Below are 21,402 nucleotides of genomic sequence, written 5' to 3'. Positions count from 1 at the left end.
ATGGCCTCAATAATACGTTTATAAAAGTAGGCAACAGGGGTGCGTATACTAAAAACTGTGAGTACAGCAGAGAATAGCACTAGTGCTGATAATAGCAATAACAACTCTAAAACAAGCGATAACAACGCTAGCGGCGATAGTAGCGATAATAGTGATAATATCGACAGTCTTTTTAAAGATAGCGTTCCTTCAGATAGAGAAAGTTATATCAATAATAAAGAATCGAAAAATAATCCTAAAATTTTGCCTAATGGCCATGTTGTAGGAAAACCATCCGGAAGATTTTTCACGCACGCGATTCCTCTCGACATGGATGACGTTGAAAAAGATTGGGATAAACCAGTTACAGAAGCATGCATAGCTGCAAAATCAAGTATTATCGTTCGAGTTGGTGCTCTAGGATTAGGCGCTGGAACCGGAAGCTATAGGGTTAGAGAGCTGATGCACAGCGTCGGCGAACCCATGGGCGTAAGCGTAAGAGCAGACGTAAATCTCACAGATATCGAAGCCACCTGCACTGATAAGCATTCGCGTATTACTGAAGTTGTTGATTTGCCTTCAACAGGCGTAAATACGGAGAGAATTTGGCTTCTTGAGCATTTTGCAGACTGGTTTAACGTGAAACTTGGAAACGATGCGCTTTATCACTCTAAAGCAACTGTTTCTAAAGAATTAGTAGATACTTTACAAGTTTCAGACGATGAAACAACCATAGTCCAAGCTGCTAAAAAATCTGAAGAAGATGAAACTAAACGCGCTGAAAATAAAGCGATTTGCGATGCTATAGCAAAAGAAAAACCTCGAGGACTTTTTGCTTTAAAACCAGAAAATGCTTATGAGGAACATTTTTCACACGTTAATAATTCACAAAATTTGGATGAAGAACAGCATAAGCCTCTTACTGTTAGAGAAGTTCACGATCGTCTTGACCTCATTAAAAACCGCAAACCTTTGTATAAACCTTGGTTTGCAGGACTCGCTTCTGCTGTAGCATGTGCGTCATTCGCGTTCCTTCTTGGCGGCGGCATTTACGATATGATTGGCGCATTCATTGGAGCAGGAATAGGTCACTGGGTTCGCAGAAGAATGCTCATGCACCATCTAAATCAATTCGTTGTAACATTCGTCGCTGTTGCTATCGGCGCATCTGCGTGCATTGCTTCATTACAGCTTATAGGCTTATTTGACCCTAGTGCACCATTACACAATACTGCTTATATTGGTTCAGTATTATTCGTTATTCCTGGTTTTCCGCTTATCACAGGTGGATTGGATATAGCGAAAATAGATTTCCCGTCTGGAATACAACGTCTTTCTTATACGGTTGCAATTATTCTTATGGGAACTTTAGCAGGCTGGATGGTTGCAAGTCTTATACAACTAAATCCTCAAGGCTTCACTCCTTTAGGATTAAACCCATGGTTAAATGCTGTTTTAAGAATGATTACAGCATTTGCTGGCGTGTGGGGATTCTCCGTGCTATTTAATTCTCCACAACGAATGTGTGTTGTTGCCGGCGCTATAGGAGCAATCACAGATACACTTCGTTTAACTATGGTTGACTTTGGAATTTCTGCTGAAATATCAGCCTTTACAGGAGCACTTCTAGCAGGACTTTTAGCTTCAGCCTGGAGATCTATAGTTCGCCACGGATGGGCACCTCAATACTTGGGATATCCTCGAATAAGTCTTACTGTTCCTTCAATCGTGATTATGGTTCCAGGACTTTATATGTACAGGGCAATGTTCTATCTTGGGCAATTTAACACTATCCCTGCTTTAAATTGGGCTTTTAAAGCTTTTATGGTGATTATTTGCCTTCCAATAGGACTTGCTGTAGCTAGAGTTATCACAGATAAAAACTGGCGTTACGACGTGTGATGTTCTAAGTTTCAGCCCGTTAATTTTTAACAAAAAGCCGCTTACAAGTTTTCTTGCGAGCGGCTTTATTGTTTATTAATTTACTTATTGAAATTTAATTAGTACTTCATTCCCATAGCTTCACGAACTTGAGCAAGAGTCTCCTCCGCAATAGCATTTGCACGCTTATTGCCATCGTGCAAAATATCGCGAATAGCATCCATATCTTTTGCTAATTCTGCTCGACGCTCTCTGTGAGGTGCCAAGAAGTTATTCACATTTTCAATAACATAAGCTTTAAGGGCCCCAGCACCAGAGTTACCAATTTCTTCCGCGATTTCTTTAGGATCTCTTCCTGTAACCAAACCAGCAGTAGTCAAAAGTGCAGAAACTTGAGGACGATTTACTGGATCGAACGTAATCATACGCTCAGAATCAGTTGGACTCTTCTTAATTAACTTAGCAGTTTCTTCAGCAGTAGCTCCGAGCATAATTGAATTACCATAAGATTTGCTCATCTTACGACCATCCAATCCTGGAATTTCAGGAGCATCAGAAAGTATTGCTGCAGGTTCTGGGAAAACTGGATTTTTCTTCGCGTATCTTTCGTTAAAACGGCGTGCAATCGTACGAGTAATTTCAATGTGAGGCAAATTATCTTTACCGATCGGCACTACATTTGCTTTGCAGAATAAAATATCGCAAGCTTGATGAACTGGGTAAGTAAGCAATAAGCCTGTTAAAGCGTGACCTGAAGATTCCATTTCAGATTTTACTGTAGGATTTCTATGCAATTCCGCTTCTGTAACTAAAGATAAGAATGGCAGCATAAGTTGATTTTCTGCAGGAACAGCCGAATGAGTAAAAATCATTGTTTTTTCAGGATCAATTCCGGCAGCCATGTAATCAAGCACGAGATTTAGCACATTATCTTCAATGTGTTCTGTTGTATCTCGATCTGTAATTACTTGATAATCTGCAATAATAATATTCGTTTTTACGCCGCGCTCTTGCATTGCAACACGCTCTTTAATGGAACCGAAGTAGTGACCTAAATGCAATCTACCTGTAGGACGATCCCCAGTAAGCATAGTAAACGACGACGGATTGGTCTTCAATTTTTCCAATGTAGCATCTGAACGTTTTCTAGCTGCCACAAAGCTTGCACTCATCTCATTACCTACAGCTGTTACCTGTGCTTCTTGCGCCATTTACAACTCCTTGCACACGCGTTTTCACGCTTAAAATATGGCTTTTATCGTAAAAGTTTGCTCAGACAATATACGCGGTTGCGGTTAAGTGGTACGCTCTTGTGTGATGAATTGATTGTTACAGAATTTTTAGAGGGGGTCAGATGGGCCGCGGACGACAGAAGGCAAAGCAACAGAAAATTGCCCGTAAGCTCAAGTACCTGACGACCGATACGGATTATGACGAGCTTGCTAAAGAGCTTAACGCTCATGAGCTTGAACAAGAATCCGTCGATCCACGTGAAACAACTGAAAACTACGAAGGTAGCGGCGAGTATCTTGATAACGAAGATACTACATCTTCTACTCAGTATGAAGCTGTAGATGATGATTTAGACGAGTATGCTAAATGGGCTGCAGAATCAGCTGCAAAGGCGATGAATAGTGAAAAAACTTCATCGTCTTCAAATACGCACTCTGCTATTCACCATCACATACCTATGCCTGTACCAAACTTTATGCATAAAAGTGAGAAGTAAGAAGTAAGTAAAAGTATTACGCGACTTTTGCTTTTTGCATAGTATTGTTGTTGCAATTCGAGCGCAGTTTACCCGAATTTTATAATTCTAGCGGTAATATTGCGCTCAAATTGTCTCGTTCGCCCATTGCGCTTATATTCCCAGCTTCTTTTTCTTCATCCCATTTTGTTATTCCGCAAACTAATCGCAACCAAACGCTTGGCTCTAATTCAATAACATCTGGAGGAGTTAAGTTGTGAGGGTCAGATTCTGGGCCTTCTAGGATTTTTACAGCTCCCCAAGGAGCGACTCTTACTTCAACTCCGCAGCCAGGAACTTTATTTTCAAGAACATACAATGAATATCTAACAGCAAGAGCTTCGTCAGTACGGCTAATATTCAAAATATTGCTATTTATTTTCATTGCATTAACTTCATTATTAACTGCTTTTAGCGCAAGATCATTCCAAATTTTTAAAGCACTCTGTCCTCGTGCTATATCTCGTTCAAGTATTACTGACACGTCTTTTATTATCTTCTAAGCAACATACTTTCAGCAATATATTTGTCTTAAGACGTTATATACCAACATTTAAGGGATTGGGGTTGTGGTATTATTGGGTTTATCGTGTGCATTCACATGCCTCTTGTAGTTATCTGAAAAAGTTATCTGCAAAATGGTGATGGTTTAATTGCCTAAACACAAAGTCTTAGGCTGCACACTTTTAGGAAATATATCAAACGGCACAAGGAGTCAAATATGACTAAACACGTCGCGCCGAAAGCCAAAACTACTGCGACGGCATTTGCCAAAGAACTTCAAGAGCACCTCAAGTACACCCAGGGTGTAACGCCAGAGCAGGCCACTACGGCAGATGTGTATGTTGCCGCTGCTACCGCAGTTCGTCGTCACTTGATGGACTCTTGGATGCAGACTCAGCATGACATGGTTAATGGCAATACCAAGGCTGTGGGCTATTTGAGCGCAGAGTTCTTGATGGGCAAGCAGCTTGAGAACGCTTTGTTGAACGCTGGTCTTACTGACCAATTCAATAAGGCTGTTACTAAGCTTGGCTTTGATCCAAAGGCTGTTATCGATGCTGAGTATGAGCCAGGTTTGGGTAACGGCGGTTTGGGTCGTCTCGCAGCCTGCTTCATTGATTCACTCGCCTCTATTGGCGTTCCAGCATTTGGCTACGGCATCCAGTATCGTTACGGCATCTTCAAGCAGCGCTTTGATGAAGAAGGTAAGCAGGTAGAAACTCCTGATTACTGGCTTAGCAATGAAGAGCCATGGGGTCACATTGATTATGGTCGTGACCAGCGCGTCAACTTCGGTGGTGAAGTTGTAGAAGAAAACGGCAAGCGCGTATGGAAGCCAGCTTGGTCTGTTCGTGCAGTACCAGTTGATTACATGGTTCCAGGTTATAATTCTGGTCGCGTAAATACTCTTCGTTTGTGGACTGCTAAGTCTTACGACGAGTTTGATTTGCTCACCTTCAACAAGTCTGATTACTTGGACGCTGTTAAACCACAGGTTGCAGCGGAAAACATTTCTAAGATTCTTTACCCAGAAGATTCCACTCCAGAAGGTAAGGCTTTGCGTCTTGAGCAGCAGTACTTCTTCGTAGCTGCTTCTATTCATGATGCTATCCGCGTATTCTATCCAGGTCAGGATAAGCCGGATCTCACCACCTTCCCAAGCAAGATTAACTTCCAGTTGAACGATACTCACCCAGTTATCGGTATTCCAGAGCTTATGCGCGTTCTTATGGACGAGTACGGCTACGATTGGAACACCGCTTGGGGTATCACCACCAAGACCTTCAACTACACTTGCCACACCTTGCTTCCAGAAGCTTTGGAAGTTTGGCCAGCCAAGCTTATCGGCGAACTTTTGCCACGCCACCTTGAGATTATTCAGGGCATCAGTGAGCAGTTCCGCAATGAGCTTCGCGGTAAGGGCGTTGCTGAGGATCAGGTTGAGCGCATGCGCATCGCTACCGACGCTGACGAAAATGGCGAAGGTGCTGTAGTTCGTATGGCTTACTTGGCTACCTACGGTGGTTCTTACGTTAACGGTGTTGCTGAGCTTCACTCTGAGTTGTTGAAGGATGTCACTTTGAAGGACTTCTCCAGCGTTTACCCAGATAAGTTCAAGAACGTTACTAACGGCGTAACTCCTCGTCGCTTCGTGCGATTGAGCAACCCACGCATGTCTGCTCTTATTACTGAGGGCTTGGGCACCGACGCATGGCAGGGTGATTTGGAGCTTCTCGAAGGTTTGAAGCCATTGGCTGACGATCCTTCCTTCGTTAAGAAGTTTGCTAAGGTTAAGCAAGAGAACAAGCTCGCCTTCGTTGATTTCGCAAAGCAGAAGTATGGCTTTGAAATCAACCCAGACACTATGTTCAACACCATCATCAAGCGTTTGCACGAGTACAAGCGCCAGTCCATGAAGATCCTCCAGGTTATCTCCATGTACGCTGGAATTAAGAACGGCACAATCGACGTTGACAAGATGCTTCCACGCACCGTGTTCTTCGGCGCTAAGTCCGCTCCAGGCTATGCTATGGCAAAGCTCACCATTCAGCTCATTAACAATGTTGCTCGCGTGGTGAATAACGACCCAGCATGCAAGGGCAAGCTTGCAGTGTTCTTCCCACCAAACTACAACATCGAGTTGGCAATGAACTTGATTCCTGCCACCGATTTGGATGAGCAGATTTCTCAGGCTGGCAAGGAAGCTTCCGGCACCGGTAACATGAAGTTCGCTTTGAACGGTGCTTTGACTGTTGGTACTCTCGATGGTGCAAACGTTGAAATTCGCGAGCGCGTTGGCGCTGAGAACTTCTTCCTCTTCGGCATGACTGTTGACGAGGTTGAGAAGCTCTACGCTGAAGGCTACGATCACGGCGGCTCCCGCAAGTACTACGAGTCTGATCCTCGCTTGAAGACCGCTGTTGACATGGTTGCTGACGGCACCTTCTCCAATGGCGACAAGAGCGTGTACGAGCCACTCGTCAACGATTGGCTTACCCACGATTACTTCATGGCAATGGCTGACTTCAGCTCTTACATGGATATTCAGGCTCAGATTGAGGAAACTTACCGCGATCCAATGAAGTGGGCTCGCATGGCAGTTTTGAACGTAGCCAACTCTGGTTACTTCTCTTCTGACCGCTCTATCGAAGATTATCTCGATCGCATTTGGCACACTGGTGCTCTTCCAGCACACGTTGCTGAGTAATTGAGTATTCTCTAATAGCAATACATAAAAATAAAAGGCGGAGGCTGTTAATCAGTTTCCGCCTTTTTGGTTTTTTATTTAGTTCTTTATTTAACTTTTATATAGACTTTTTGCGTAATCTTTTGCGGACCCTTTTTGGGTATACTTTTTGCGCATCCTTGGCTTTCTTGTGAATCCTTCACGCTCTGGTCAAAAACGACTTATAAGCAAAATACGCAACAAAAAATGGTGACAGAAGCTAAAAGTATCCATCACCATATTAGATATGAAATATATTCTTATAATTACTAATCTTCAGAGGCAACTTCTTCATCTGTTGTCTCAGCAGTTACCTTCTTTGGCGTAGTTCCCAAATCGATTGGTGAAGAGCTGTTCTCCCATGGCTCCTCCCAAGGATCATAATCAGGATTATGCTTCTTATAAATGTAATATGCGGCAACACCTGCGAGCAGTGCTCCGAAGAGCAGTGCAAAGAACTTCCAACCGCTGGAGGATTTGTTCTCCATAATGGCTCCTTTCGGGTCATGCTGACCTGCTCATCCAAGTCAACTATTCCTTACCACGATTTTTCGCTTATGTCTAATAATAGTAACTTTACGTGACAGTACCAGTACTATATTCAATAAATTTTGTATATTTGTGCAGCCACATAGTTAATGTTATTTCATGAACAATTTACCAGTAAAACATTTATTAGAAAAATTAAAGATAAATGGAAAAAGTGCCACATATATAATTATTTATGCATGCGTGTTGGTTTGGATTGTACAAATAATTCTTAACACCTTCTCACATAATACTTATGAAATATTCATAGAAAATACGGCCTTCTCCCCTTATCTCATTACTAAAACAAGTTGGACATGGTTCACGTCCATGTTCGTCCACTCATTATCAATAGGACATATTTTCTTTAACATGCTTTGCTTATATTCATTAGGATTAGAACTTGAGCATTTCTTCGGTAAATGGAAATTCTTCTTCTTATATACCCTTTCTGGTTTGGGAGGAAATGTAGCAACTGTTTTATATTGCACAATTACTAAGAACTTTGCGATTGCATCTGTTGGAGCTTCAGGGGCTATTATGGGGCTTATAGGCGCGCTTCTAGTAGCACAGTGGAAGTTAAGGCAGGATGTTAGAGGCACGCTTATTTGGATTGCTATTACTCTAGCTTTGCCGATTATTGTTCCTAATATAGCGTGGCAAGCTCATGTAGGTGGATTAGTAGTCGGATTTGTTTTAGCCGCTTTGCTTAGTCTAAACAATCATATTTTTAAAAATCTTTCTTTAAACAAACGTTTCGCTATTTATGCGATCCTGCTTTTAATAATTCTCGTAGCTATAGCAGTGGCATGCTTCTATTTTGCGTATGGATTAGATTTATTTAGCGACTTAACCGTAAATCAAATATAAATGTTTAAATTATAGTTTTACTTACAATATATGCTTTGCTACTAGCTAGGCGGAGATTTAAGATTTTTCGCCCAGAGCGAAATGTATAGCTCGCGCGTTACAGAGCGCTCACGTCTTCGCTTGCGTTGAAAGTCCACTGGACTTTCAACTTTGAGCAAGCTCACTCATCGAAGTGCATTCGCGCGCTACGCTTTAAGCGCTCATGCAAGTCGATTCGCAGCACGAAGTGGTGATTCATTGAGCGAAGAAGAAAAATTGAAAAATCTCGGTGATTAACCGAAGATTAAAAGACTAAACATGCCAAGAGCTGTCGGAGTTTCTCTTAGAGCAATGTAAAAATCTTGCGATGAGAGAAACTCCGAGAGCTCAGCAACATCGGTTAGGAAAATCTGGCAAAATATAAATATTTAAATTACACGCGTGTAGTTTTCCACACCTGTGGATAGCAATGTGGATAACCTGGGCATAAGTTGGGACTAAATCCACAATATATGCAAAAGTTATCCACATATTTATACACAAACGTTGATAAGTCAGTCTTTTTTGCCTTGTGTGCATGTGTATAAGAAGTTATCCACAATTTAAACTTATCGTGGATAAACTAAATGCTGCTGTTTTTAAATCTTTTACATCCATACTTCAAGCAAAAATAATATTATGTTTTCAGAGTTAGATGCCCCAAAAGAAATCACAAAGCCGACGCTTAAAACTCTTAATTTTATTAAGGAAAATGCGAGTTTAACTTCAGATCAGGCAGCTCTTAAAGCATCGCGCAATGCTGAAATAGACGTTCACTATGCTATTAATCAAATCGCAGGCCGCAAAATAGCGCAAACAAAATTACCTTTATGGGCAAAATATGATGACATAGTTTATCCAGTGCATCTTTCTTTAGAGCAATGCTCATCACAAGCAACAGCGCAATACAAAGCGTTTATAGTTAAAAAATTGATTGATTCCCTAGGAAAAAACGATGAAAACACACGTACACTAGTTGATTTAACTGGTGGTTTTGGAGTAGATTGCACTATTCTTTCTGATTTATTCCAAAAAACTATATATATTGAACAGCAGCCGGAATTAGCAAGTATTGTTCATCATAACATGCAAATTTTAGGCAAAAATAACGTATATTGCTTTAATACAGACAGTACTACAGCTATATCTAGCGTATCTGCCAATCAAAACGCTCAAAACACACAAAGCGCTCAAAGTACCCATAAAATAACCATGATTTATGTAGATCCAGCAAGACGAAATTCACACGGATCTAGAACTTACGCAATTGAAGATTGCACTCCAAATGTCTTATTACTTAAACAGCAGCTACTTAGCATTGCTGATTTTGTTATGATTAAGCTTTCTCCAATGCTCGATTGGCGCAAAACTATAGCAGATTTTAAGGGTAACGTTTCACAGTTGCACATTGTTTCGTGCGAAAACGAGTGTAAAGAATTATTAATAATTTTAGATAACGATATACATACAAATGTTGTTATTAATTGCGTTAATGACGATCAGCTTACAACTTTTTACGCAAAATATGATTTATCATCAAATCGCATAGAAATTATCTCAAAAAATATCTCAAACGAAAATAACGATTACGAATCGCGTATAGTAAATAATTCTTCTGTAAATTCCTTAAACGATTACTCAAACAATTCTTTAGAATATTTAAAAAACTATGCGAGTTACGTTTACGAGCCTAATGCTTCTATTATGAAATCTGGCTGTTTTGAACTTTTAACGCAGCTATACGAAGTTAAGCAGATTTCGTCTAATAGCCACGTTTTTGTTTCGCAAAATCCAATAAAACAATTTCCTGGAAAAATGCTAACTATTACGAATATATGCAGCATGAATAAGCGCGATTTGAAGGAAGCTCTTAACGGAATCACATATGCGAATATTGCGGTAAGAAACTTCCCTATGTCTGTAGATGCTTTACGAAAAAAATTGCGCGTTAAAGACGGCGGGCAGACTCGTATTATTGCGACTACTGATTCAACTAATCGTCATATTTTGATTTTTGCTAAAGCAGAATAAACTAAAGCAGAACAAATACTACAAGATAAACTACAGCAGAATAAGATTTTTAAATAAGCAAGAAACAGCAAAAAACAATAAAAGAATATTAAAAAAAAAATTAGATTATATAGAATTGTGGCGTTGAATTAACATCGAATATCAGAGAATATCAGAGAATATCAAAGAATATTAGAGTACATCCAACGCCACAAAAATCTAAGCATCAGCGCCAATACATGGTCATAAGGAATCCTGCCATCGCAATAAGAACAGCAATAAGTAGATTCCAGGCACCAATACCAGGAATTGGATACATAGGGTTTAAGTAATAAACAACTGCCCAAAGCAATCCAACTATCATTAACGTGCAGAAAAGCGGAACAAACCACGATGCATTCGCTTTAGTGCCCTTAATACTTTCCTCAACACGACGCGTATTTTCAGCTTGACGCTGCATCATACGCTGCATCTGCGGAGTCAAAGTAGACTTATCAGCAGTAGCATTCAATACAGCTTCTACCTTATCCATAGGGACGCCATAAAAATCGTCATGAGATTCCTCATTATTATTTTCGCTTGCCCCAGCAGCGTCATCAGCTGCAGTCGTGTTCAACGCTTTTAATTCTTCGTCAGCCATAACTGTAACTCTCCAATCAATAGGCTACACGCTATAATAATAGTTACACTCGAACGCGGAAAGAAACGAAGTATTATGGCAAAGCAAACAGGACGGCATGCAGCAAGAAAATCCATGCTTAGTAGCATTGCTGTTGCAATTGCTGTTGCTTTCACAGGGTATTTATTTGTCACGAATTTACGTGTTAATCGCACTGCTTTTATAACTTCCGATACTGGGCAGATGGTCGAACGTAATTCTCAAAGAGCTAAAAGTTTAAGAGAAGATGTTAAAGAACTAGATTCGCAAATAAATCTGTTAAATAAAACTCTGGGAAATAATAGCGAAACAAATTCTATTTCAGGTGCTGAAAGCAGTACTGTACTACCCGCATTACAAGGTCCGGGTATAACCGTAACTCTTAATGATTCACCTTTATGGAAATCTGCCGTAAACGGATCTGGAACTTCTGCGAATATAAACGATTACGTAATACACCAACAAGATATTGAAGCCGTTGTTAATGCTTTATGGCGCGGAGGCGCTGAAGCAATGACTATACAAGATCAGAGAGTATTATTTAATTCTGCTGCTATTTGTATAGGAAATGTTTTGATGTTACAAGGACATCAGTACTCACCACCATATAAAATATCTGCTATTGGCTCTACTGAAAATATGATAGAAGCGCTGAACAATTCTCCAGCGATTCAAACGTATAAAGACTATGTAAGTGCTTTTGGTTTGGGGTGGAAAGTAGAAAAGATGAAGAAATTAAGTTTCCCTGAAGCTTCAGCTTTACTACAACCATTACGATATGCGACTGTTCCACGAAGAACAGATATTAAGGCCAATGATTTACAGAGTCATTTTAGAAACAACGAAGGAGTAGCATGAGGCACTCTACGAATATGCAAAGTAATCAATACGGGGTTGCTAAGAAGCGAACTAGTCCTTTTTGGCAAGCTGTAAACGTACTCAGTGAGATTCTCATTGCTTGCGCTGTTATATGCATACTTTATATTGTTTGGCAATTGTGGTGGACTAGCGCACAATCAGAGCATGCACAAATAGCAGCACGTTCGTCGGTTTCTTGGACTAATCCTGACCAAGGTAATAAAACAAAAATAGCTCCAAAACAATCTGGTGAACCTCCTGTAGAAGGAAAAGCAAAGATTGGCGAATTATTTGCTCGCGTATATATTCCACGCTTCGGTAATCAGTGGGAGCGAAACCTTGTAGAAGGCTCTACTCTTGAGCTTTTAAACCGATCAGGACTTTGCCATTATGAAAACACGCAGTTACCTGGCGAAATGGGAAACGTTGGTATTGCAGGCCACCGCGAAGGTTATGGTCAGCCTTTAGGCGATGTTGATAAGCTCAAGGCTGGAGATCCGATTATTATTCGTACTAAGAATTATTGGTATGTGTACAAGTACACAAGCTATAAGATTGTGACTCCTAGCCACTCAGAAGTTATTGCGCCAAATCCTGAGCACCCTGGTAAGGACCCTGTTAAGCGCATGGTAACCCTAACAACTTGCGAGCCAAGGTATTCTACCCCAACTCATCGTTGGATTAGCTACGGCGAATTTGATTATTGGGCTAAAGTTTCAGATGGAATTCCAAAAGAGCTTTCTACTGTAGATTCAAACGGAAAAATACGTTTCATTAACAACGAACAGCAATCTCTTATCTCTCATCTTGATTCTTTGGTAATGCCAATAATTGTTACTGTTATTTTGTATGTGCTTGTGTTTATTGCTAGCGCAGTAGCATGGCGTTGGCCGTTGCTACGTAGCATTCGCGCTGGTTTAAAGCCTAAGCCAGATTTCAGCATCTTTGGAGGAATCGCTAGGATCCAACCTGGTATTTTACCAATGAGAATACTGCTTCAGCTATTGCTTTACTTGATGATTTCTATGGTTCTGTTGCAGTGGATATTCCCATGGCTATCTTCAACGGTTCCATTCTTGCAAAGCATGTCTAATTACACACCAATCTAATATTTAATAAGGCATGTATAACAAAGAAGGCGGCTCGTAGGCCGTCTTTTTTGTTACGTCTCACTAAAGATGTCTATAGTTTAAAGTCCACTGGACTTTCAACTTTGAGCAATCTCAGCCGAGCAGCAATTAGCAGTGAGGATCAGTGCTTAGGCAGGTCGTCGCGCTTAGTTTTGTGGACTTATATATGATCTAAGTAAACAAAACCAAGAACACTCCCCCGACTTTGTTTACCAACACGCTACTTAAGTAAACAAAACCAAGAACACTCCCCCAACTTTGTTTACCAACACGCTACTTAAGTAAACAAAACCAAGAACACTCCCCCAACTTTGTTTACCAACACGCTACTTAAGTAAACAAAACCAAGAACACTCCCCCAACTTTGTTTACCAACACGCTACTTAAGTAAACAAAACCAAGAAACCACTCTTGCTTTTGTTTACTTACACACCAAATAAGCACGACGACTTGCTCTGCTACTAGTTAGGCAGAGCAGCTTTAAGCGCGAATGCAATCGATTCGCAAAAAAATAGAGCGCGCGAACTTTTATTCACACGCTCTAATTTAAGCAACTGTCATCTGCTTAGCTTAGCTAAGCTTAGGCTTAATTGTTGCCGCCATTTGAAGACGAATCAGACGAGCCAGGACGCGATTCTCCATAGTCATCTGAAGAACCAGAGGACTTAACTGTAAGCGTAATCTGGCTGCCTTTGTCAATCTTATTTCCTTCAGTAGCAGACATTTCAGATACAATATCATCATCTTTAGCAGATGACGAAACTACAACTTTAAAGCCTTTAGCTTCAAGAATCGTCCTTGCTTGCTTCACAGTTACAGTACCCAAAGCAATATGAGGTACTTCAACCTTTGATTTACCAGAGGAAACGTAAACCTTAATTGAACTATGAGGCTTTACAACAGTTCCCGATGAAGGATCCAAACGAATTACAGAACCCTCATCTACAGAATCAGATTCCTCAGTAGTGCTATCTGTACTAAATCCAAGATTTTGCAATTCGCTGATAACTGAATCCTTAGGACGTCCAACCATTCCATCTGGGACTTTAGTCATTCCAGAAGAAATGTACAAAGTGATTGCAGAACCTTTATCTGCAAACGCTCCACCCACAGGATCAGTTCGAGTTATATGATTCTTCTTAACATCCGCACTATCTTCCACGCTCACGCCTGCAACCTTAAATCCAGCGCGCTCTAGCGCTTTACGTGCGGCTTGCTGAGAAAGATTAGTTACATCTGGGATCTTAGTGGATTGAGGCCCAGCAGAGAACCACAAAGTGACTTTGGATCCTGAAGAAACATGCTCTCCACCCCTTGGAGACTGCCTTATAAGAGTACCTTCAGGTTTAGTAGAATTATTATCGTAAATAACTTCAGCTACCAAACCTAGAGAACGCAACTTTTCACGAGCAGCATCTTGAGTTGTGGTTTCTCTGAACTCCGGAACAACAACATCCCCAGAATTCCTAGTTATCATGAGGATAAACATTAAACCGACTATAACTACAAGCGTTACAATAACACCAACTACAGCGGTTATAACTGTCTTCTTACGTTGCTTAGCTTGAACAGCAGCACGCTGAGCTGCACGAGTCGCAAACATTCCAGTATTACTAAAATCATCACCATATTGAGCAATAGGATTAAAAGTTTGCGTAGATGCAGTATCAAAAGTATTCGTGTTTTGGCTTGCAGACATTTCTGCTTGCTTACGTGCTTTCATATTTGCAAGATCCGTTAGAGGATTAAAAGCGGCAGCAACAGGTACACCACCATTCATGAAAGCAAGAACATCATTTTTAAACTCAGCGGCAGTAGCATAACGATTTTGACGATCTTTTGCCATAGCTTTAGCGCAGATTTTATCCCACATAACAGGCAAACCTGGAACCAAAGTACTTACTGGAGTTGCAACTTCAGAAACATGCTGATAAGCGATAGAAACTGCGGAATCACCTATGAAAGGAGGTCTTCCAGTAAGCATCTCATACAATACGCATCCTGCAGAATACAGGTCAGATCGCATATCAACTTGCTCTCCACGAGCTTGCTCAGGAGATAAGTATTGTGCAGTACCAACAACACCTTGAGATTGTGTCATAGTTGTTGCTGAATCATCCAATACGCGAGCAATACCAAAATCCATGACCTTAACAACGCCCTGTTCAGAAATCATGATATTGCCAGGCTTAATATCCCTATGGATAATTCCCATTCGATGCGAATACTCTAATGCATTCAGCACGCCAAGAATTATTTGCTCAGCATCGCGTTGACTTAAAGCGCCATTCATTTTAAGAATATCGCGAAGAGTTTTGCCCTTAACGTATTCCATAACTAAGTATGGCAAGCATTCTTCAACACCATTGTCAGTAACTACTGATTCTTCTCCAGAATCATAAATATTAACAATGTTTGGATTATTCATTTGCGCGATTGAATGAGCTTCCCTGCGGAATCTTGACAAGAAGATTTCGTCAGTAGCCAAATCAGAACGCATTATCTTCACAGCAACAGTTCTTCCAAGGCGATTATCCTCCGCTATCCTCACTTCAGCCATTCCGCCGCGGCCAATAAGCTCTCCTAGTTGGTATCGGCCATTCGCTAATGAGGTGGGCATTGTATTACTCATTGCTGCTCCTTGAGATTATTGGTATCAAAAATGTTTATTATATTTACTTTTGTTTGAGGTTCACTTTTTACACGACGAGTAGGCCGTGAATTATGGGGATTAAACGTTGAATTTTTATTTTCAAAAGAGGTCTGCTGATCTAACAATCTTCTCTCAATTTTTGAAAGAACTTTTGCAACTGTAAGAGCATCTTTTGGACGATCTTTAGGATTTTTAGCAAGCATTGACATTATGAATTGTCTTAGCTGCAAATCTATATTTTCCGGAAGCGGAGGAACAGGGTCATTAACATGCGCTGCTGCAATATCAACAGGAGTAGCGCCAGTAAAAGGCCTATGTCCGCAAAGACCTTCATATGCAACAATTCCAAGAGAGTAAATATCGGATTGCGCAGTAGCTTGCTCTCCTTGTGCCTGCTCAGGTGAAATATATTGTGCAGTTCCAACAACCATTCCATCCTGAGTAATCTGCTCTTGATCGTTTGAATACGAAACACCAAAGTCTGTAATTTTCACGCTGCCAGTTTTAGAAACCATAATATTCGCAGGTTTCACATCTCTATGTATAACGCCATGTGAATGCGCAACGAAAAGACCTCTAGCAGTTTGAATAAGAATAGGCAATAATCGCGTTGGCTCTACTACTTTTTCTTTATGATACAAATCAGCCAATGACTTACTTGGTACGTATTCCATAATTAGGAATCCAATTCCATCATGCTCATAGTAGTCAAACAAGGCAGCAATATTAGGGTGCGCAAGATTGGCAGAATTATGTGCTTCAGCGCGCAAACGCCTTAACTTAGCCTCAACATTATTAGTATCAGTCCTCAAAGCCTTGATAGCAACTACTCGTCCTAGCTGTATATCAAAGCCTTTCCAGACTTCACCCATACCACCTTGTGCAAGACGATGATCGAGGCGATATCTATTATGAACTAATTGTCCTTCTACAAGTTTCATCGAGTAAGTGCCTCCTTCATCACCGTTTTCATAACTGGCCCTGCAGAAAAAGTTCCAAAATTATTGGCGTTATGAATAACAACCGCTATAGCTATTTTAGGGTCTTCTGCCGGAGCAAATCCAATAATCCAACCATTTAATGCTTGATTCTTAAAACCAATTTGTGCAGTACCTGTTTTTATAGCAACATTAATATTCGGTATCGCAAGATGAGGATTGCCTTTTGTAACAACAGACTGCATCATATGAGTTAACTTTGTAGCATTATCAGCACTCATAACATCACTCATAACAGTTGGCTTAGTTTGTGAAATAACTGATAAATCACTAGATCTTACACAATCCACTAACGTTGGCTTCATAAGAACACCTTTATTAGCAATTGCCGCAGCAATCATTGCACTTTGCAAAGGAGTTACAACTACGTCTCCTTGACCAATTGATTCTATAGCTAATTTATCAGGTGTTGGTTTAAGAGGAATTTTAGATGTTACAGCTCTCATAGGGAGCCCTGAAGAGTCTGATCCATCTAGAGTAATAGAACTAAAGAAACCGAACTTCTTTGCTTGCTGAATAATAGCGTCAGATCCTAAAGATACGCCAAGCTGAGCAAACGCAGTATTAGACGAATACGCTAAAGCATCTTCAAGCGTAATTTTACCGTCTTTGCCAGCTGCTTGATAAACAACATTAGTTAATTGAGTATTAGTTCCTGGAAGTTTATAACTAATACCAGCTGGAATAACAGTATCTGGCTTATACTTACCAGATTCCAAAGCTGTTGCAGCTATAACAGTTTTAAATATTGATCCTGGAGCATAAAGTTCTGAAATAGAACGATTAAGCATAGGATTGCCAAAGTCTGAAGTTAAGTCACTATAAGCTTTATTTACTTTAGCAGTGTCATGAATGGCTAAAACTGAAGGATCGTAGCTTGGCGTACTAACCATTGCCTTAATTCTGCCAGTCTTAGGCTCAATCGCAATTAATGCAGCGCTTTTATCTTTAAGCAAATCGTATGCGACTTTTTGAAGCTTTGGATCAATAGATGTTTCAATAGAAGCACCTTTATCTGATATGCCAGTGAACAATGACTTGAATTTTTGCCAGAATAAAGCGTGTGATTCTCCACTTAAGAATTCATTTCGAGAAGCCTCAATACCTCTATCTGCTCTTTGGCTTATTGAGAAATATCCTGTTATAGGAGCATAAAGATTTCCTTCTGGATAATATCTTTGATAAGCAAAAGCGTCTTTCGAAGGCTCAGATTTTGCCAATACAGTTCCGTCTGAAGCTAATATCGGGCCTCTAGGAGCACCAAACTCATTGTATAAAGCACGTCTATTTCTAGGATCGGAATTCAAAGCTTTAGCTCTTATAGAAGTCATCATCATGCTTGAAATTCCAAGAATAACAAACAAAATTACGACTGTAATAAAAAGCTGTTTCAAGCATTTATTCATTTCTATCACCCCGATTTTCAGAGTGAACATTCGTGTTAAGAGAAGGAACAACCAATTCAGGCCATGACTCATCATCTATTTGAGTATTAAGCGAATTATATGAATAAGATGAATTATTGTAAGAATTATTATTTACATCGCCTTCTGAATTTTCTTCAGCTTCTTCAGCTTCTTCAGAATACTCATTACCTTCTGAATCCTCGCTATTAGAAATATTCCCACCCTTCTCTGCGCGCTCTTGCAATTCACGTTCTCTTAAAGCAGCCAGAGCTTCATATTGGAATGATTCAGAAAGCTTTGTAGATTCAGGCTTATTGGCCGAATGCGAAATAATGATAAGTATTGCAGCAAGTAAGTAATTTGCTACTAATGATGAGCCACCTGCAGCCATATAAGGCATAGTTAAACCAGTTAGTGGAATAACTAATGTTATGCCTCCAACAACAGTGAAAACTTGGAAAGCCATTGTGAAAACTAATCCCGATGCAAGTAGCTTTCCAAATCCATCTTTAATTTTCATAGCTGTAATAATGCCGGAGGTGATAATAATCAAATAAAGCATTAATATTGCCAATAATCCGGTAAGACCTAGCTCTTCTCCAACAGAAGCATAAATAAAATCAGAATTAGCTAAAGGAGTAATCGCAGGATGGCCTTTACCTAAACCTGTTCCCATTGTTCCGCCAGAAGCTAATCCAAAAAGACCACTTACTATTTGTGCAGAACCACCAGGGAATCGATTATAAACTTCTGAATCAAATGGATGAAGCCATGCATCAACCCTGTATTGAACGTGTGCGAATAATTTAGTTGCAACTAAGCATCCGATAACAAAAGCTATGAATCCTATTGCAAGCCAGCTTTTTCTACCTGTTGAAACATACAGCATAGAAACAAACATTGCAAAGAACATCAATGACGTTCCTAAATCGTGCTGTATTACTAACACTCCCATTGAAACTGCCCAAATTATTGCAATAGGACCAGTGTCTTTCAATCTAGGAAGATGAGCTCCAAAAATCTTAGCTCCGCCAACAGCAAGACGATCTCTATGATTGAAAAGATAAGCTGCAAAGAAGAACGATAAGAATAGTTTTGCAAATTCACTAGGCTGTAGAGTATGATCTCCGAATCCAATCCAAATTCTTGCTCCACCAATTTCTTTTCCTAAACCTGGAATCATAGGAGAAAGAAGAAGAACAAGGCCAATAATCATGCTCACATATGAGAATCTTCTAAGAATACGATAATCGTCAATGAACAGAACAAGCAAAATAGAAAGAACTAATGCTACAGATATCCAAATCATCTGTTTGAACGCAATATTCGTACCAAGTTGCTTATCAATACGAGCTATCATTACTGTTCCTATTGATGTTAAAAGCAACATACAAGGAAGAATAACCTGACTTGCAAAAGGCTTTTTAAATAGCAATATTACCCATAAAATTATGTAAAGAACTGCTATTAGTACGAGCATTGATACGAATTTTGTTGACATGTATCCGTCTATGCGCAAAAACATTTGGAAGAATGCTATAGCGGAAATAACCATAGAGAATACTAATAAAGCAATTTGTCTAATACGAGTCAAAGTCATGAGTTTTTACCCTCCTGACTTTTATCATCCTTGCTTTTATCTGAATTTTCTTCAGATTTATCAGAATCTTTATGAGAATCAGATTTAGAGTTATCGGAACTATCTTTTTTATCGGAAGACTTATCAGACTTATCAGATGATTTATCCGACTTATCAGACTTGTCGGAAGACTTATCAGACTTATCAGTCTGAGTAATTTTATTGTCGTTACGCATTTTTTCTAATTCTCGAGAATACATTCCTCGACGAATCAAATCAGCATGCCCACGCGCTTCAGAAAGACTGCTTACACTAATACCAGATTTAAGTCTTTCTTGCCAAGATTTATCAAGATCTTTAATTTTAATATCCGTTGATTCAATTTCGTGAGACAAAGATAATCCAAATATATTCGTCGGAACACCTTGGTAAATAACAACATGATCATTGCTGCTTCCAACGTAATATTGCATTTGAGTCCAAACATAAACTCCATAGCTACTGCCGCACACAACGCAAATAGCAAATAATGTTGCAAGAACTACGCCAATACGCGTCCAACGAATACGTAAATGATTAGCTCTCTTGGCTTCTTCTTTTTCGCGTTTTACAGCGCGAGCAACATCAGGATCTCTAGGATCGCTGGAAATCTTACCATTCTTTTTAGTAACAATAGGAATCTCATTTGTATCAGGAGTATTTAACTCAACTGATTCTTCGCGAAGATGAGAAGGCTGAACTAACCTAGTTGTTTTTTCTTTATTAACATTTTCAGAAGATTGATCACTATTTTGGACTAAAGCTGCAGCCCTTTGAGCAGGTGATTTGTCATCGCGCAATATAGGCGTCGAAGAAACAGCCTTATTTACAATATCTGCAATAGATTCCAAATCTAGACTTGCAGCACCGCCAATTAATGGAGTTTGATGAGGCAAATCAAAAGCATCCGCATCTAAAGCCAAAGTAGCATCAGCTATTACAGCAGTAACATTATCTGTACTGCCAGCGCGCAAAGCCATAGAAACAAGTTTTTGAGCACATTCTTCCTGATTAGAAATAGTACTCATAACTTCCTGAATAGTTGAATCTTCAAGAACTCCACATAAACCATCAGAGCATAAAAGCCAACGGTCAGAAGGATGAGCCATTCTTATAGAAATGTCCGGACGAGGATCAATATCAAAATCTCCAAGAACACGCATAACAACATTTCTTTGAGGATGATTACGCGCTTCTTCAGGAGTAATATGCCCCATATCAATCAAATGCTGAACATAGCTATGATCAGACGTCATTCTTATAAGACGATTATCTCGTAATAAATATGCTCTAGAATCACCTAAATGAGCTAAAACCCAATAACTATGAACTAAAGATAATGCTGTAACAGTTGTTCCCATTCCAGCTAATTTTCGCTCACGTTTAGCTTTCCCAACAATAGCGTCATGAGCAGCCATAATGGATGTTTCTAACATGTCTGAAACTTTTTTAACATCATCTGGCCTAGAATCTTGCTCAATATGCGCTAAAGATCTTATAGCAATAGTAGAAGCAGTATCTCCACCAGCATGACCGCCCATACCATCACAGATTGCAGCTAAATGTTCTCCAGCAAAAGCAGAATCCTGATTATTACTACGCACTGTTCCAACATCACTAACAGCAGTAGCATACATAAACAGAGTTTTGTCTACAGAAAAAACATCACTATGAAATTCTTTTGCTTTATCTACTTCTTCAACTCCTGAAAATTGAGTGGAAATACTATTAGCAAGAGAATCCTTAGAATCCTGACTATTATTAACGTCACTAACTCCAGTTGTATTATCATCCATATTTGAATCAGATTGAGTCATAT

Annotated in this window: 16 protein-coding genes; 7 read left to right on the top strand and 9 right to left on the bottom strand. The window is 39.9% G+C overall.

Annotated features, from left to right (window positions below):
* Nucleotides 1–207: 207 nt before the first annotated feature.
* Nucleotides 208–1,881 (top strand): threonine/serine ThrE exporter family protein, encoded by a 1,674-nt coding sequence (locus HXT51_RS04690; RefSeq protein WP_421776824.1) that lies wholly within the window; start codon nucleotides 208–210, stop codon nucleotides 1,879–1,881.
* Between the two features lie 98 nt (nucleotides 1,882–1,979).
* Here the strand turns inward: HXT51_RS04690 and trpS are convergent, their stop codons facing one another.
* The gene (trpS, locus tag HXT51_RS04685) at nucleotides 1,980–3,071 is read right to left on the bottom strand and encodes a tryptophan--tRNA ligase (RefSeq protein ID WP_103084369.1); all 1,092 of its coding nucleotides are present in this window, start codon (nucleotides 3,069–3,071) and stop codon (nucleotides 1,980–1,982) included.
* A 143-nt stretch (nucleotides 3,072–3,214) separates the two neighbouring features.
* Between trpS and HXT51_RS04680 the strand changes: the two genes are divergently transcribed.
* The gene (locus tag HXT51_RS04680) at nucleotides 3,215–3,589 is read left to right on the top strand and encodes a DUF3073 domain-containing protein (RefSeq protein WP_103084370.1); all 375 of its coding nucleotides are present in this window, start codon (nucleotides 3,215–3,217) and stop codon (nucleotides 3,587–3,589) included.
* 79 nt (nucleotides 3,590–3,668) lie between these two features.
* On the opposite strand, the gene HXT51_RS04675 is transcribed toward HXT51_RS04680, so the two are convergent.
* On the bottom strand, nucleotides 3,669–4,040 hold the full coding sequence (locus HXT51_RS04675) for a sterol carrier family protein (protein ID WP_374703759.1): 372 nt from the start codon (nucleotides 4,038–4,040) through the stop codon (nucleotides 3,669–3,671).
* 288 nt (nucleotides 4,041–4,328) lie between these two features.
* Here HXT51_RS04675 and HXT51_RS04670 point away from each other — a divergent pair, with 288 nt between their 5' ends.
* Complete coding sequence (locus HXT51_RS04670) at nucleotides 4,329–6,818, top strand: glycogen/starch/alpha-glucan phosphorylase (protein ID WP_415692562.1); 2,490 nt, start codon at nucleotides 4,329–4,331, stop codon at nucleotides 6,816–6,818.
* A 287-nt stretch (nucleotides 6,819–7,105) separates the two neighbouring features.
* Here the strand turns inward: HXT51_RS04670 and HXT51_RS04665 are convergent, their stop codons facing one another.
* Entirely contained in the window at nucleotides 7,106–7,324 is a 219-nt protein-coding gene (locus HXT51_RS04665; RefSeq protein ID WP_103084372.1) for a hypothetical protein, read from the bottom strand.
* A 160-nt stretch (nucleotides 7,325–7,484) separates the two neighbouring features.
* Between HXT51_RS04665 and HXT51_RS04660 the strand changes: the two genes are divergently transcribed.
* On the top strand, nucleotides 7,485–8,234 hold the full coding sequence (locus HXT51_RS04660; protein WP_421776283.1) for a rhomboid family intramembrane serine protease: 750 nt from the start codon (nucleotides 7,485–7,487) through the stop codon (nucleotides 8,232–8,234).
* 657 nt (nucleotides 8,235–8,891) lie between these two features.
* Nucleotides 8,892–10,283 (top strand): THUMP-like domain-containing protein, encoded by a 1,392-nt coding sequence (locus tag HXT51_RS04655; RefSeq protein ID WP_421776282.1) that lies wholly within the window; start codon nucleotides 8,892–8,894, stop codon nucleotides 10,281–10,283.
* Between the two features lie 205 nt (nucleotides 10,284–10,488).
* Here HXT51_RS04655 and crgA read toward each other — a convergent pair whose 3' ends face one another.
* The gene (gene crgA / locus HXT51_RS04650; RefSeq protein WP_103084375.1) at nucleotides 10,489–10,902 is read right to left on the bottom strand and encodes a cell division protein CrgA; all 414 of its coding nucleotides are present in this window, start codon (nucleotides 10,900–10,902) and stop codon (nucleotides 10,489–10,491) included.
* Between the two features lie 75 nt (nucleotides 10,903–10,977).
* Between crgA and HXT51_RS04645 the strand changes: the two genes are divergently transcribed.
* Together HXT51_RS04645 and HXT51_RS04640 are read left to right on the top strand one after the other, a co-directional pair.
* On the top strand, nucleotides 10,978–11,778 hold the full coding sequence (locus HXT51_RS04645) for a DUF881 domain-containing protein (RefSeq protein WP_415692566.1): 801 nt from the start codon (nucleotides 10,978–10,980) through the stop codon (nucleotides 11,776–11,778).
* Entirely contained in the window at nucleotides 11,775–12,887 is a 1,113-nt protein-coding gene (locus tag HXT51_RS04640; protein ID WP_421776281.1) for a class E sortase, read from the top strand. Before HXT51_RS04645 ends, HXT51_RS04640 begins: the two co-directional genes overlap by 4 nt.
* A 607-nt stretch (nucleotides 12,888–13,494) precedes the next feature.
* On the opposite strand, the gene pknB is transcribed toward HXT51_RS04640, so the two are convergent.
* From pknB to HXT51_RS04615, 5 genes are read right to left on the bottom strand one after another with little or no spacing between them, the layout of a single operon-like run.
* A complete protein-coding gene (gene pknB / locus HXT51_RS04635) occupies nucleotides 13,495–15,540 on the bottom strand; it encodes a Stk1 family PASTA domain-containing Ser/Thr kinase (protein WP_421776280.1) in 2,046 nt (681 codons plus the stop codon).
* The gene (locus HXT51_RS04630) at nucleotides 15,537–16,502 is read right to left on the bottom strand and encodes a serine/threonine-protein kinase (RefSeq protein ID WP_103084378.1); all 966 of its coding nucleotides are present in this window, start codon (nucleotides 16,500–16,502) and stop codon (nucleotides 15,537–15,539) included. The genes pknB and HXT51_RS04630 overlap by 4 nt, the downstream gene beginning before the upstream one ends.
* A complete protein-coding gene (locus tag HXT51_RS04625; protein ID WP_421776279.1) occupies nucleotides 16,499–17,965 on the bottom strand; it encodes a peptidoglycan D,D-transpeptidase FtsI family protein in 1,467 nt (488 codons plus the stop codon). Before HXT51_RS04625 ends, HXT51_RS04630 begins: the two co-directional genes overlap by 4 nt.
* The gene (locus HXT51_RS04620) at nucleotides 17,958–19,565 is read right to left on the bottom strand and encodes an FtsW/RodA/SpoVE family cell cycle protein (protein WP_421776278.1); all 1,608 of its coding nucleotides are present in this window, start codon (nucleotides 19,563–19,565) and stop codon (nucleotides 17,958–17,960) included. Before HXT51_RS04620 ends, HXT51_RS04625 begins: the two co-directional genes overlap by 8 nt.
* Complete coding sequence (locus HXT51_RS04615; RefSeq protein WP_421776277.1) at nucleotides 19,562–21,400, bottom strand: PP2C family protein-serine/threonine phosphatase; 1,839 nt, start codon at nucleotides 21,398–21,400, stop codon at nucleotides 19,562–19,564. The genes HXT51_RS04620 and HXT51_RS04615 overlap by 4 nt, the downstream gene beginning before the upstream one ends.
* Between the last annotated feature and the right edge of the window lie 2 nt (nucleotides 21,401–21,402).

This window comes from Gardnerella sp. KA00255, assembly GCF_049244095.1.
In the GTDB taxonomy this organism is placed as follows: domain Bacteria; phylum Actinomycetota; class Actinomycetes; order Actinomycetales; family Bifidobacteriaceae; genus Bifidobacterium; species Bifidobacterium vaginale_F.
Note: the sequence above shows the minus strand (reverse complement) of the source record. Positions and strands in the feature narration are given on the sequence as shown.